Source organism: Yoonia sp., assembly GCF_030731595.1.
In the GTDB taxonomy this organism is placed as follows: domain Bacteria; phylum Pseudomonadota; class Alphaproteobacteria; order Rhodobacterales; family Rhodobacteraceae; genus Yoonia.
The window spans coordinates 36,280-50,269 of sequence record NZ_JANQTS010000088.1 but is presented as its reverse complement, the minus strand read 5'-3'; the positions used below and the strand labels follow the sequence as shown (position 1 = coordinate 50,269).

Here is a 13,990-nt window from a genome sequence, read left to right as displayed (position 1 = left end):
CTGCAATGAGCGATATCAGCGCAAGCGACAGAACCTACGAGGCAGGTATGGGCGATTACTTTGCCCTGCTCAAACCGCGTGTGATGTCGCTTGTCGTGTTCACCGCACTTGTCGGGCTGCTTGCGGCACCTGTTCCGGTCCATCCTTTCATCGGCTTCGTGGCGATCCTTTGCATCGCCGTGGGCGCAGGGGCGTCTGGCGCGCTGAACATGTGGTGGGATGCCGATATTGATGCGCGGATGAAGCGCACAGCAGGCCGCCCGATCCCCTCTGGCCGGGTAGAGCCGGGCGAAGCCTTGGGCATCGGCTTGGCGCTTTCTGGTTTTGCGACAGTCCTGCTGGCCCTTGCCACCAACTTTCTGGCGGCTTTCCTGCTCGCTTTCACAATTTTCTTTTATGCGGTGATCTATTCAATGTGGCTCAAGCGGGCCACACCGCAGAACATCGTCATTGGTGGCGCTGCGGGGGCTTTCCCTCCGATGATCGGCTGGGCGGTGGCAACGGGCGGGGTGAGCATCGAATCCGTCCTGATGTTTGCGCTGATCTTCATGTGGACGCCGCCGCATTTCTGGGCGCTGGCCCTGTTTGTCAAATCTGACTACGGCAACGCAGGCGTGCCGATGCTGACCGAAACACATGGTCGGGATGCCACCCGCAAGCATGTGCTGGTCTACACGCTTTTCTTGGTGCCGGTCGCGATCTGGTTGGGGTTCACGTCAATTGGCGGTCCATTCTATATGGCTGTCGCTGTGATCATGAACGCATGGTTCCTCAAAGGGGCCTATGACATCTGGCGGCGCGACGATGCGGCCTGTGAGGCTGACAGGCACAAGGTCGAGATCAAGGTCTTCAAGGTCTCGCTTTATTATCTGTTTGCACACTTCGGCGCACTCTTGGTCGAAGCGGTGCTGCGTCTTTATGGCATCGGAGGATGGTCATGACTTTGCAAGTCGAGCATGAACTGCACGAGCGCCGCAAAGGCCGCAACTATGGCCTTGGGCTGATCTTGCTGTCTTTTATCGCGATTATCTTCGGGCTGACCGTGGTGAAGGTCTTGCAACTGGGAGACGCGGCCCAGTTTGAAAAGTTCGATCACGTGGTTCGGCCCCAGTTGATCCCGCAGGAAAGTGCAAGCGAATGACACTTTTTCCCAAGCTCCAAGGACCTCAAAGAACCGTCGCGCAAACGGTTTCAGTCGTTGTTTTCATGGGTGGGCTCGCATGGGCCTCGGTCCCTTTCTATGACTGGTTTTGCCGGGTCACAGGCTTTGGCGGCGCCACGAATGTCGCCGAAACCGGCAGCGATGTGATTCTCGACCAGACGATCAAGGTCCGCTTTGATGCCTCGCTCGAAAGGGACATGCCGTGGACTTTCAAACCTGAAGTGCGCGAGATGGAAATCAGGATCGGGGAAACCGGACTGGCCTTCTACGAGGCACATAATCCGCTGGATGTGCCTGTTGCGGGTCAAGCCGCTTATAACGTCACACCCTACGAAGCAGGCGTCTTCTTTGATAAAATCGAGTGCTTCTGCTTTACAGAGCAAGTTCTGATGCCCGGCGAGACAGTGATGATGCCAGTCAGCTTCTTTGTTGATCCTGCTATCGTTGATGATCGCGAAGGCAAGTTCGTGCATACGATTACGCTAAGCTACACCTTCTACCAGATCGACCTCCCCGAGGAAGAAATCCAGGCCGCACTGGCCCCCGAGACTTTGACAACCGCGCCGCAAGGCGGCATAGAAACGAACTAACGACAAGCCGATAGGGAACGCACCACATGGCGCACGCAAAAAACCACGATTTTCACATTCTGCCACCGTCAATTTGGCCATTCATGGGCGGTCTGGGCGCGTTTATCATGCTTTTCGGGGCCGTCTTGTGGATGCCAAATCATGGCGGCGGCCCGTACATGTTCCTGATCGGCCTTGCGATGGTGCTTTACGTCATGTTCGCGTGGTGGTCCGAGGTCGTTGCCGAAAGCAATGCCGGCGACCACACGCCTGTCGTGCGGATCGGTCTGCGCTATGGCTTCATCATGTTCATCATGTCCGAGGTCATGTTCTTTGCTGCATGGTTCTGGTCATTCTTCAAGCACACGATCTATCCGATGAACGAATATGTCGGCACCTCCTATGTGCCGCCAGAGTTCTATCAGGTTGACGCCTTCCACCTGCCGCTGATGAATACTCTGATCCTTTTGTGTTCCGGCATGGCCGTCACTTGGGCGCACCACGCACTGGTACACGAAAACAATCGCAAAGACCTTGAGCACGGTTTGCTTTTGGCTGTGGTTCTGGGGATCGCGTTTACAGGGCTGCAGGCCTATGAATACTGGTACTTGCTGGTCGCGCAGGACTGGACATTCGGTGGTGACAAGTTCTTCTCGAACTTCTTCATGGCCACAGGCTTTCACGGTTTCCACGTGATCATCGGAACGATCTTCCTTTTTGTCTGCTACTTGCGGGCGCGGGCAGGGCACTTTACACCAGAGCGTCACGTCGGTTTCGAAGCCGCAGCATGGTACTGGCACTTTGTTGACGTGGTCTGGCTGTTCCTGTTCTTCGCTGTCTATATCTGGGGCATCTAAGCGGCATCATCCGTAAGGTGGATCTTGATCCACCCCACCTGAATACAGACGCGCGGGGGCAATCCCGCGCGTTTTGACCGTCAAAGGCGCAAAATGCTGCGTAAGATACTCTTTCCTTTGATCCTTGGCGTGGCTGGCTGCGGCGTGCTGGTCAGCCTTGGCCTGTGGCAGGTCGAGCGTTTGGCGTGGAAAGAAGGCATCCTTGCCGACATCAACAGCCGCCTGTCCGCCGCGCCTGTCCCGCTTTCCCTTGATGTGACCGAAGCCGCAGATGAGTACACGCGCGTGACCCTGACCGGCACACCTACCGGAGAGGAACTGCATGTGCTGGTTTCGGGGACTGAAGCCGGCACAGGCTACCGCGTCATTTCCAAAGTCGACACGCCGCTTGGCCCGATTCTCGTCGATCAAGGGCTCTTGGCACTGGATGCCAAACAGGCAGCCCCGCTGTCGGCCCCGATGGAAATCACGGGCACGCTGCTTTGGCCCGATGACCAGAACAGCAACACGCCAGCCCCTGATCTGGCTGCAAATATCTGGTTTGCGCGCAATATCGACACGATGTCGGCGTCCTTGGAAACCCTGCCGCTGATGGTCGTCACGACCACCACTGTCCCCGCAGACCCGCGCCTGACCCCGTTGCCCGTGAATACAGCCACTATCAAGAACGACCATTTCGAATATGCGGTCACATGGTTCTTGCTGGCACTGGTCTGGGCGATTATGACCCTGTTCTTGATAGCTCGCACCATACGCCCAAAGGACGCCTGAGCCCCATGCGCTATATCTCGACCCGTGGAACTGCCCCGGTTCTGACCTTTGAAGAGGCGATGCTGACAGGGCTGGCCCGTGACGGTGGGCTTTATGTGCCGCAAGAGGTACCCACCCTTGCCCATGCGCAAATCGCTGATATGGCAGGGAAATCCTATGAAGAGGTCGCCTTTGATGTGATGCGCCCCTTCATCGGCGATACCTTCACCGATGCGGAATTCCGCAAGTTGATTGATCAAGCCTACGCAGGCTTTGGACATGCCGCGCGCGCGCCTTTGGTGCAGCTTGATAGCAACCACTACCTGCTCGAGCTTTTCCACGGCCCCACGCTGGCCTTCAAAGACTTTGCCATGCAATTGATCGGGCAGATGTTTCAGGCGGCGCTGACCCGCTCGGGCAGCCGTGTGACCATCGTGGGTGCCACCTCTGGCGACACCGGCTCTGCCGCGATCGAGGCTTTTCGTGGCCTCAAGGCCGTTGATGTCTTTATCATGTATCCGCATGGTCGGGTCTCCGAAGTACAGCGCCGCCAGATGACCACGCCCACCGAAGGCAATGTGCATGCGCTGGCGGTGGATGGTGATTTCGATGACTGTCAGGCAGCAGTCAAAGACATGTTCAACGATTTCGCCTTCCGCGAGGATGTGAAGCTGGCTGGCGTCAACTCTATCAACTGGGGGCGGGTGCTGGCACAGGTGGTCTATTACTTTACCGCCGCAGTCTCGCTTGGCGCACCTCACCGTGAGGTCAGCTTTACCGTGCCCACGGGCAACTTCGGTGATATTTTTGCAGGCTATATCGCCAAGCAAATGGGTCTGCCCATCGCCGATCTGGTGGTCGCCACCAACCGCAACGACATTCTGCACCGCACGCTGCAAACGGGCGCCTATACCAAGGAAGGTGTGGAACCCACGATCAGCCCTTCGATGGATATTCAGGTCAGCTCTAATTTTGAGCGCGCCCTGTTCGATGCCTATGGGCGCGACGGGGCTGCTGTTGCCGCCCAGATGGAGGACCTCAAAAAAGGGGGATTCCAGATCAGTCAGGGGGCCTATCAGATGCTGAAGGACACCTTCAAATCGGGCCGCGCCTCGGAAGAAGAAACCAGCGCTGCCATCAAGACATATCTGGCAAGGCACGGCGAATTGCTCTGCCCGCATACGGCTGTTGGCGTCCATGTCGCCGAGGCCTATTTGGGCACGACGCCGATGGTCACATTGGCCACAGCCCATCCCGCAAAATTCCCCGATGCTGTGAAAGCGGCATCCGGCGTTGCGGCCCCTCTTCCCCCGCGCATGGCGGACCTGTATGACCGACCAGAGCGTGTCACACGGGTGGCGAACGATCTGGCGGCGATCCAAGCCGTCATCAAGGAACGGATAACGCATTGACGATTGAACTGCATACGCTGGCGAACGGCTTTCGCATCGTAACCGAGAATATGCCGGGCCTGAAATCCGCCAGCATCGGGATTTGGGTGCAAGTTGGCGGACGTCATGAACGGATCGAAGAGAACGGGATCGCCCATTTTCTGGAACATATGGCCTTCAAAGGCACCAAGACCCGCAGCGCCCTGCAAATCGCCGAAAGCATCGAAGACGTGGGCGGCTATCTGAACGCCTATACCAGCCGCGAAATGACCGCCTATTACGCGCGGGTCCTGCAAGAGGATGTGGCGCTGAGCCTCGATGTGATTGCGGATATCCTGCTTAATTCCACCTTTGACCCTGCCGAGATCGAGGTCGAGCGTGGCGTGATCCTGCAAGAAATCGGTCAGGCGATGGATACGCCGGACGACATCATTTTTGATTGGCTGCAAGAGGTGGCCTATCCTGATCAGGCGCTTGGCCGCACGATCCTTGGTCCGGCCGATCGGGTCAGCGCCTTCAACCGAGCCGATTTGCAAGGCTTCGTGGCTGAACACTATGGCCCGAACCAGATGATCCTCTCTGCGGCCGGGGCGATTGATCACGACGCCATCGTGCGTCAGGCCGAAGCTTTGTTCGGTCATCTGCCTGCCGTGCCGCGCGCGCCTGAACTGCTGCAACCTGCCCGCTTTGGTGGCGGCGAACGGCGCGAGAACAAAGCGCTGGAGCAGGTGCATTTCGCCCTTGCTCTCGAAGGGCCGACCTACCGCGACCCCGCGATCTATACCGCGCAGATTTACGCCAGTGCGATGGGTGGTGGGATGTCCTCGCGCCTGTTCCAAGAGGTGCGCGAGAACCGTGGGCTTTGTTATACGATCTTTGCGCAGGCGGGGGCCTACGAAGACACGGGGCTGACCACGATCTATGCAGGGACCAGCGCGGAACAGATCGCAGAGCTTGCCAATATCACGATCGACGAGATGAAGCGCGCCGCCGACGATATGACCGCCGCCGAAGTCGCCCGTGCGCGGGCGCAGATGAAGGCCGGTTTGCTGATGGGGCTGGAAAGCCCGTCCAATCGTGGCGAACGTCTGTCGCGTCTGCTCTCGATCTGGGACCGTATTCCCAGCATCGAAGAAACGATTGCGCATATTGATGATGTCACGACCGGCGATGTCAAAGCTTTTGCCGGTCAGATGGCAGGGCAGGCGGGCACGGCCATGGCGCTTTATGGCCCGGCAGAGGCCGCCCCGACGCTCGAGGCGTTGAAAGCCCGGCTCGCTGCCTGATGCTGGGGAGCAAACGCAAGGTTCGGCTGGACAGTGATCGGTTGACCCTGCGGCCACCGGCACATGGCGATTTTCGGGCCTGGGCGGCCCTGCGCCAAGACAGTGCCGATTTCCTTAAGCCCTGGGAGCCGACCTGGGCGCCGGACCATCTGTCGCGCAAGGCTTTCACCAATCGGGTCTATTGGGCGCAACGCTCGATTGCCAATGGCACGGCGATGCCGCTTTTTCTGATCCGGCGCGAGGATGACGCGCTGATCGGGGCGATCACCTTGGATCACATCAAGCGTGGGCCAGCCCAGTCCGGCATCACAGGCTATTGGATCGGTGCACCTTTTGCGCGGCAGGGCTATATGCGCGAAGCAATCCAGACCGTGGTGCACCATGCGTTCAGCGTAATGGACCTTAGCCGGATCGAGGCAGGGTGCCTGCCCGAGAACACAGCGTCACGGCGCTTGCTTGAACAATGCGGCTATAAATACGAGGGCGTTGCGCAAAGCTATCTGCAAATCAACGGACGTTGGCGCAACCATGTCCTTTATGCCAACCTGCGCCACGACAGGCGGGGCAAGACGGACGTGGGGTAGGGCAGACTTTCACCGAAAGTTTGTTTCCAAATTCTCGATGAGAATTTGCATGTCATTACTTGGACCGCATGCGTCCCAGCACATCCAGTCCCTGCATCGACAGAAAATGCAGCATGTCGATAAATATCCAGTTTTCCGCCAGCTTGTCGCCGTCCCGCCGGTAAAGATCGACCACCCGCATCTCGGCGGGGGTGCCCGCTGGCAGGCCCATATAGCCGCCCGCGTTCGTGACTGTCAGATTGGCCCAACCGAAGAACCCGCCAAAATTGCCTTCGGCAAGCCTGCAGATATGGCCGTTAAAGACGCGGTCCTTGATCTGGGTCCGGAACGGGCGTTGGTGCTGTTCGACATAGCGGTCGATGGTATAGGTGGCCCCGATCCCCTCTGGCCCCCACCACAGCATATCGTCGTGCCAGCAGCGTGCCAGTTCCTCTTGTGGTGTGGCGTATTTCTGATGCGCGTTGATATCGCCGATCATGCTGTTGATCAGCGCCAAAGTCGTGATGCCCTCGTCTTGGGGCGCATCCTGAAACAGCAGGCCGTCATGGGTCGCAGGTCCGGGCTGGACCAGATGCATGCCTGTCTGCGGCGGCAGCGGGTATTGCCCCGCTTGGCGCATCAGATGGAGCAGATCGCAGAAGAGCGCAGTCTCGACGATCTTGCCGTCCACCACCTTGTGGAACTCCGCATATCGCAGCATCGCGATCCGGCGGTTGGGTTTGATCCCGATGAAGGGCGCATCGAAGAGCCCCATCAGATGACCCATCGACACGACCCAGACGGACGCGAAGCCATCAATCTCGTTGTGGCCTGCAAAGAACATATCCTGCCGCCGCTGGACATTGGTCATCGCACGCAGGAATGGCGCCCAGAAGCTGTCAGCGACAGCCTTTGCGCCGTGTTGTTCATAAAAGGGATGCATCCCGCGCCAATGCCAATCGGCGCTCGTGTGTTCACCCAAGGCGTGCGCGACTGTCTCTGGCGTGGCTTTCGCCAACGCATCATAATGGGCGCGCACCAGCGCTTTCTCGGATTGATAGCGCATTTGATTAGCCCTTCACTGCCCCTGCGGTCAGGCCAGAGACGATCTGGCGCTGGAAGAAAATGATCATCACGAAAAGCGGTGCCGTCACCGAAACCACAGCCGAAACCGCAAACATCACGTTGCCCTTTGTTTGGGTCGTCCCAAGGAAGCTGGCGAGTTTCGGCACCATCGTCTGGTTGTCCTTGCTCAGCAGCATCGAGGTGACCGCAAAATCATTATAGGCCAAAAGGAAGCTGAACAAACCGGTCGTGATCACGCCCGGCCACATCACCGGAATAATCACATGGCGGAAAGCCTGGAAACGGGTGCAGCCATCGACCATGGCGCTTTCGTCAAGGTCTTTGGGGATGTTCTTGAAGAAAGCGTGCAGCATCCACAGTGTAAAAGGCTGGTTGATCGCCACCAGCACGATGATCGTGGTGCTCAGATGCCCCCAGAGGTTCCATTCAAAGAAGGGCAAAAGGTAGCCGGACACCAAGGTGATCGGCGGCATCGCCCGAAACATGAGCGCGCAGATCAGAAACCAGAAGGCATAACGGTAGGTCGAGCGTGACAAGGCATAGCCTCCCAGCGTCCCGCAGGTCAGCGAGATCGTCACCACACAGACGCAGACAATTGTGGTGTTCAGCGCCGCGCGCCAGAATTCTTCTTGCACCCATGCGCCGTAATAGCCGTCGCCGGTAAAGCTGCTCCCTGTTTCCACAACGGTCAGCGTGCCAAAGATCGAATTGGCCCAGTCGGCCTTGGAAAAGAAATCGCCTTCCACCTTGAAGGACCCCCAAAGGGTCCACAGGAACGGAAAGGCGGCCATGATCAGCCAGATGATGATGAACCCGTAGGCGAGTGTGTTGGCGGCAGGAGAGCGACGGGTGGCAACTGACATGGGCTTACCTCGGGCTGCCGAATTCGCGCCATGTGCGCACAAGAACGGGGGACAAAAGGATCGCAACGCCGATGATTGTCAGCACCGATGTTGCAGCGGCAGAGGACAGCAGCCGTGTTTCGCCGCCCAGATCGTTAAAGATCGCATAAGACAACGAGGTCGCATGGGCCTGTGCGCTGAAACTGACGATGGGTTCAAAGACGCGGAAGTTATCCATCAGCTGGATCAGCGCGATAAAGGTCGTCAACGGAACCAGATGCGGAATGACCACATAGCGGATCCGCTGCCAGCGGCTTGCCCCGTCGATCATCGCGGCTTCGAGTGTGTCGGTATTCACCGTCTGCAACCCTGCATAATAGACGATGAAAGCGAAAGGGGCCGAACTCCATACTCCGTAGACCATCAGCATGATCCACATCAGCGGGGTCGAGGCCTTGACCGAAAGGCTGGGATCATCGGCCAGCCATTGCAGCGCGGTGCCCAGAATGCCGCGCGCATCAACCATCCAGAACAGGATGAGCGCACCGACAAGCGGCGTGACGATCATCGGCAAAAGCGAGAAAAAGATCGTCGGCCCGCGCAGACTGCGGGCGACGGCATTGACAGCAATCGCGATGATAAAGCCCAGAATGATCGTGAGCGGGGTGACCACGGCCGTATAGGTCAGCGTAAAGGCCATCGCCTTGTAAAAGGGCAGGTTCATCAAGGCGCGGCCAAAGTCGGGTAACCCGTCGGCATTGACCCAGGCCGCAGTCACCTCGTCCACGGCAAGATGGTTGCGGTCTTTGTAGATGTTCAGACCGGCCCATTGGCCCAAAGGCTCTGCTTCGCGCAGGGCGGCGGTTGCTTGCGTATCAACGGCGGTTTCGGTGGTGCAGCCAAAGGGGCCGCAGTTCTCGACCTCGATGATGACCTGTTCGTGGGCTTGGTACAGCGATTGCGTCACGACCGAAACGATCGGGAAAGCAATGAACAAAAGCATCATCAGGGACGAGGGCAGGACAAACCAAAAGAATGAAGCATGTTTCATATGTCTTGTCCCGAACTGGCGGAGCGGGAAGGCGGCATGCGCCTTCCCCGAAGGTCCTTACTGCAGGAACCCTTTTTCAATCGCGGCAGCAGTATAGGCTGCTTCGATGTCGGCCAGCGCCTGCTCTGCGCTTTCGTTGCCTTGCAGGAAGTCGGCGATATTGTCACCCAGCGCTGTGTGCAACAAACCCTGATACGGCCGCATCGGGTAAGGGGTGGAGCCTGCAGCAACAGAGGCCAAGACGCCTTCGTTCACGGGGGCCGGCGTATAGCCTTCCATCAGCCAGACAGCCTGTCCCATTGTCGCATCATCCAGGATTGCGGGCGATACGCCATTGGCCATCGCAATGAAAGTCGCAGCGGCGTCTTCATCGCTGATATTCTTGGCGACGGTCCAGCCGTCCCACCAAAGAGTCGTTGCAGGCGTGCCGCTATCACCAACGGTGAGTGGGCCAGAAACCATTGTGTTCTCATAGACGACGGGCTCGGAGCCCTCTGCGTCCATCAGCACGCCTGTCCGGCTGCCCCACATATTCATGAGGGCAACGTTTCCTGCCTCCCATTCAGCGGATGTTGCGTTGCTGTCGTGGGTGAGGAAATCGGGGTTCATGTATTCTGTCAGCGCTTTCATCATCTCCAGCGCTTCAACGCCTTGTGCGTTGTTAATGCTGACCTGTGCAGTCCCTGGCACAAAGAATTCACCACCGGTGCCGATATACATATTGATGAATTCCTGCGCGAGGTTCCAACCGGCCGCATAGGCCCCACCGACCGGATACTCCATAATGCCAGCAGCGCGGATCGCCTCGGCAGCGGCAAGGACTTCTTCATAGGAGGTCGGCACATCGAGGCCGACCTGTTCAAGCACGTCACCGCGATAGACCAGGTGCTGCGCGTTGGCCATGAACGCTACGGCCATGATCTGACCATCGACGGTGATCAACTGGCGGGCGGGAATGTCGGCGCCATAGGTTGCAACCAGATCGTCCAGCGGGCGAATGACGTCTTCGTTGATCAGCGCCACGATGGACGAGTTCGCAACAATGGCCGTTGTATATTCGGCGGGGTTGCCCGACATGCCGGCAACGTTCAGCGTCTGGTGGTCAGCCGTCAGGTTCGAGGAAAAGTCGATCCCTGTGCAGGCACCGGCATTTGCGGCGACCGTCTGGATCGCGGGGAATTCATTGCCAATGATGCTGACGCGGCCTGTGGCCTCGCAAGCCAAAGCACCGGTGGCCGTCAAGGCTGCAACCGCAGTTCCCAGCAAAGCCGATTTCAAGATATTCATTTCAAGAACCTCCCAGTTGTTCTCATGGTCCGGTTTTGACCGGTCTGATTTTCTACCATCTGCGAATCGCGACGGTTTTGCATACGTTTGCAATTTAACCGCGAAGGTCTATCATGACGCAAGCATTTTGCCGTGAAATGCCAAAGATTTATGCATTCGCCGCTTTAGCCCTTGCGAGAGATTAGGAATCAGGCGAAAGTTTTTGCAAACGTATGCAAGGGGCGTCCGATGGCCGAAATTCAGCTGCGCAATGTATCCAAACGCTGGGGCTCCTTTGTCGGGGTTGAAGGGTTCGATCTGACCATTGCCGATCAGGAATTTCTGGTGCTGCTGGGGCCCTCGGGTTGCGGCAAGACCACAACGATGCGGATGATCGCGGGGCTCGAGGATGCATCGGGCGGTGATATTCTGATTGATGGCAAGCGTGTTAACGATCTTGATCCAAAAGATCGCGATGTGGCGATGGTGTTTCAAAGCTACGCGCTTTATCCCAACCTGAACGTCTACGACAATATCCGCTTTCCGCTCAAAGTGCGCGGCGTTCCGCAGTCCGAACACAAAGAGCGGGTCATGCGCGCGTCAGCGATGGTCGAACTGGACGAGTTTCTGCACCGCAAGCCTGCGGAATTGTCGGGCGGGCAGCGACAACGTGTGGCCTTGGCCCGCGCGATCGTGCGCGAACCCAATGTGTTCTTGATGGACGAACCCCTGTCGAACCTTGACGCAAAGCTGCGGGTTTCCACCCGCGCGCAGATCAAGAATCTGAGCCACGAACTCAAGGTCACGACAATCTATGTCACGCACGATCAGATCGAGGCCATGACCCTTGCTGATCGTGTCGTGGTGATGAGCAAAGGCGTGGTGCAACAGGTCGGCACCCCTACCGACATTTATGACAATCCCGCCAACACTTTTGTGGCGGGATTTATCGGCTCGCCAGCGATGAATCTGGTCGATGGGCAGATTTCGGGTGGCACCTTCACCGCAGACAAGATCACCGTGTCCGGCCTGCCGTCACAGCATAACGGTCCTGTCACACTCGGTTTTCGCGCAGAGGATGCCAGTGTTGCTACTGGTCCTGCCGAGGCGAATTCCAAAGTCTATTCACTGGAACTGCTGGGCGAGGCCACAATGGTCACGATGCGGATCGGCGGCACAATCGTGTCGGTGAAATCGGGCAAGGACTACCGTGTCGAAATTGACGATCCCGTCCATGCGCATATCCCTGCCGCGATTTGCCATCTCTTCGACAAGGACACAGGGCAAAGGCTGAGCAAATGAACACTCCAGACCACGCCAGCCAAACTGCGGCCTCGCTTGCTGCGGTCAAACGCATGGAAGCCGGACTTGCTGCGGGTGAAATGGATATGACACCCTATTTCACGCCCGATTTCCTGTGGCGCGGCAATCAGGGCTGCGGCACCAAGAAAGGCATCGCGGAGTTTCAGCGCAACTGGCAGTTTCCCTTGCGTGCCGCTTTCACTGACAGGGACTATATCACTGAACATTTCATGGCTGATGGTGCCTGGGCCTCTTGTTTCGGACATATCGAAGCGACGCATTCTGGCACCTTCATGGGCATTCCTGCCACGGGCAAGCGGGTCAGGATCCCGTATATGGATTTCTGGCGGATCGAGGATGGGCGGATTGCCGACAATCCTGTATCGGTCGACTTTGCATCGGTCATGATGCAACTGGGGGTCGATGTTTTTGGCGGACAAGGGTGGGAAAGTTACGACAACGGAACTGCCACACCAGCGCATCCGGATTAATGCCAGAGTGACGCCACGAAAGGAACAAGTCCCGCAAGATATCCGGGACGCGGAGGAAACGAAATGACGGTCACTTACTTGAAAACCGGCAAGGCGCAGGCCGAGCGGGACGAAGACGATGCGAAAGTCCGCGCAGTCGTGGAAACAACGCTGGCCGATATCGGTGCGCGCGGCGATGCCGCTGTCCGCGAACTTTCCGTCAAGTTTGACAAATACGATCCGCCCAGCTTCCGGCTCAGCCCCTCCGAGATCGAAGCTGCTATGTCAAAAGTATCGGCCCGTGATATGGATGATATCCGCTTTGCGCAGAACCAGATCAGGGGCTTTGCGCAGGCGCAGCGCGCCTCGATGACGGATATCGAAGTGGAAACCCTGCCCGGTGTGATCCTTGGTCACAAGAATATCCCTGTGCAATCGGTCGGCTGCTATGTGCCCGGTGGCAAATTCCCTATGGTCGCCTCGGCCCATATGTCTGTCCTGACAGCCTCGGTCGCGGGCGTGCCGCGCATCATCGCAGCGGCCCCGCCACAGAACGGTGCGCCGCATCCCGCGATTGTCGCGGCCATGCAGTTGGGCGGTGCGCACGAGATTTACGTGATGGGCGGCATGCAGGCGGTGGGAGCGATGGCGCTGGGCACCGAAACGATCGAACCGGTGCATATGATCGTGGGTCCAGGCAATGCCTTTGTCGCGGAAGCCAAGCGCCAGTTGTTTGGCCGCGTCGGGATCGACCTGTTTGCTGGCCCGACCGAAACCATGGTGATCGCTGACGACACTGTGGATGCCGAACTTTGCGCAACCGACCTGCTGGGGCAGGCCGAACACGGGTACAATTCGCCCGCTGTTCTGGTCACAAATTCCGAAAAGCTGGCCAAGGCAACATTGGCCGAGATCGACCGGATCCTTGCTATTCTGCCGACCGCCGAAACCGCGCGAACCTCTTGGGCTGATTACGGTGAGGTCATCCTTTGCGATACCTATGACGAAATGCTGGCCGTTGCCGATGATATCGCCTCTGAGCATGTGCAGGTCATGACCGACCGCGACGATTGGTTCTTGGAGCATATGACCTGCTATGGCGCGCTGTTCCTCGGGGCGCGGACCAATGTGGCGAATGGCGACAAGGTGATCGGGACAAACCATACGCTCCCAACCAAGAAGGCCGGGCGCTATACTGGCGGTCTTTGGGTCGGAAAGTTCCTCAAGACGCACAGCTATCAGAAAATCCTGACCGATGAAGCGGCGGCCCTTGTCGGTGAATATGGCTCGCGGTTGTGTATGCTCGAAGGGTTCGTGGGCCACGCAGAGCAATGCAATATCCGCGTGCGCCGGTATGGCGGCAAGAACGTGGCCTATGGTACGGCGGCAGAGTAA

The 13,990-nt window shown here is 58.0% G+C and carries 15 protein-coding genes; 11 read left to right on the top strand and 4 right to left on the bottom strand.

Translation table 11 applies throughout. The features are described from left to right. The first annotated feature begins 5 nt into the window (after window positions 1–5). From cyoE to NWQ23_RS10305, 8 genes are all read left to right on the top strand, one after another. Entirely contained in the window at window positions 6–941 is a 936-nt protein-coding gene (gene cyoE / locus NWQ23_RS10340) for a heme o synthase (protein WP_306166261.1), read from the top strand. Then, a complete protein-coding gene (locus NWQ23_RS10335) occupies window positions 938–1,141 on the top strand; it encodes a hypothetical protein (RefSeq protein ID WP_306166260.1) in 204 nt (67 codons plus the stop codon). Before cyoE ends, NWQ23_RS10335 begins: the two co-directional genes overlap by 4 nt. Next, on the top strand, window positions 1,138–1,752 hold the full coding sequence (locus NWQ23_RS10330) for a cytochrome c oxidase assembly protein (protein ID WP_306166259.1): 615 nt from the start codon (window positions 1,138–1,140) through the stop codon (window positions 1,750–1,752). Before NWQ23_RS10335 ends, NWQ23_RS10330 begins: the two co-directional genes overlap by 4 nt. 26 nt (window positions 1,753–1,778) lie before the next feature. Then, the gene (locus tag NWQ23_RS10325) at window positions 1,779–2,588 is read left to right on the top strand and encodes a cytochrome c oxidase subunit 3 (RefSeq protein ID WP_306166257.1); all 810 of its coding nucleotides are present in this window, start codon (window positions 1,779–1,781) and stop codon (window positions 2,586–2,588) included. 93 nt (window positions 2,589–2,681) lie between these two features. Further along, window positions 2,682–3,359 carry an SURF1 family protein gene (locus NWQ23_RS10320; protein WP_306166255.1) on the top strand — a complete coding sequence of 226 codons (678 nt, stop codon included), beginning with the start codon at window positions 2,682–2,684 and terminating at the stop codon, window positions 3,357–3,359. Window positions 3,360–3,364: 5 nt separating this feature from the next. Continuing rightward, window positions 3,365–4,750: a threonine synthase gene (gene thrC, locus NWQ23_RS10315; protein WP_306166305.1), complete on the top strand. Its 1,386-nt coding sequence runs from the start codon at window positions 3,365–3,367 to the stop codon at window positions 4,748–4,750. Continuing rightward, the gene (locus NWQ23_RS10310; protein WP_306166254.1) at window positions 4,747–6,015 is read left to right on the top strand and encodes a pitrilysin family protein; all 1,269 of its coding nucleotides are present in this window, start codon (window positions 4,747–4,749) and stop codon (window positions 6,013–6,015) included. The genes thrC and NWQ23_RS10310 overlap by 4 nt, the downstream gene beginning before the upstream one ends. Next, window positions 6,015–6,599, top strand: coding sequence for a GNAT family N-acetyltransferase (locus NWQ23_RS10305; RefSeq protein ID WP_306166252.1), 585 nt, complete (start codon window positions 6,015–6,017; stop codon window positions 6,597–6,599). The genes NWQ23_RS10310 and NWQ23_RS10305 overlap by 1 nt, the downstream gene beginning before the upstream one ends. A gap of 55 nt (window positions 6,600–6,654) precedes the next feature. Here NWQ23_RS10305 and NWQ23_RS10300 read toward each other — a convergent pair whose 3' ends face one another. Genes NWQ23_RS10300 through NWQ23_RS10285 form a run of 4 tightly spaced genes read right to left on the bottom strand, consistent with a single transcriptional unit; the run spans window position 6,655 to window position 10,844 of the window. Then, window positions 6,655–7,644, bottom strand: a complete 990-nt coding sequence (locus tag NWQ23_RS10300; RefSeq protein WP_306166250.1) for a nuclear transport factor 2 family protein — start codon at window positions 7,642–7,644, stop codon at window positions 6,655–6,657. 4 nt (window positions 7,645–7,648) lie between these two features. Beyond that, the gene (locus tag NWQ23_RS10295) at window positions 7,649–8,527 is read right to left on the bottom strand and encodes a carbohydrate ABC transporter permease (RefSeq protein WP_306166249.1); all 879 of its coding nucleotides are present in this window, start codon (window positions 8,525–8,527) and stop codon (window positions 7,649–7,651) included. A 4-nt stretch (window positions 8,528–8,531) separates the two neighbouring features. Continuing rightward, window positions 8,532–9,557, bottom strand: coding sequence for a carbohydrate ABC transporter permease (locus NWQ23_RS10290; RefSeq protein ID WP_306166247.1), 1,026 nt, complete (start codon window positions 9,555–9,557; stop codon window positions 8,532–8,534). Between the two features lie 57 nt (window positions 9,558–9,614). Further along, window positions 9,615–10,844, bottom strand: a complete 1,230-nt coding sequence (locus NWQ23_RS10285; protein WP_306166245.1) for an ABC transporter substrate-binding protein — start codon at window positions 10,842–10,844, stop codon at window positions 9,615–9,617. Window positions 10,845–11,072: 228 nt separating this feature from the next. On the opposite strand from NWQ23_RS10285, the gene NWQ23_RS10280 reads away from it, so the two are divergent. The 3 genes from NWQ23_RS10280 to hisD all read left to right on the top strand — a co-directional run bounded on the left by NWQ23_RS10280 (window position 11,073) and on the right by hisD (window position 13,990). Beyond that, window positions 11,073–12,125, top strand: coding sequence for an ABC transporter ATP-binding protein (locus NWQ23_RS10280; protein WP_306166244.1), 1,053 nt, complete (start codon window positions 11,073–11,075; stop codon window positions 12,123–12,125). Next, window positions 12,122–12,616 (top strand): ester cyclase, encoded by a 495-nt coding sequence (locus tag NWQ23_RS10275; protein ID WP_306166242.1) that lies wholly within the window; start codon window positions 12,122–12,124, stop codon window positions 12,614–12,616. The genes NWQ23_RS10280 and NWQ23_RS10275 overlap by 4 nt, the downstream gene beginning before the upstream one ends. 63 nt (window positions 12,617–12,679) lie before the next feature. Then, complete coding sequence (gene hisD / locus NWQ23_RS10270) at window positions 12,680–13,990, top strand: histidinol dehydrogenase (RefSeq protein WP_306166239.1); 1,311 nt, start codon at window positions 12,680–12,682, stop codon at window positions 13,988–13,990.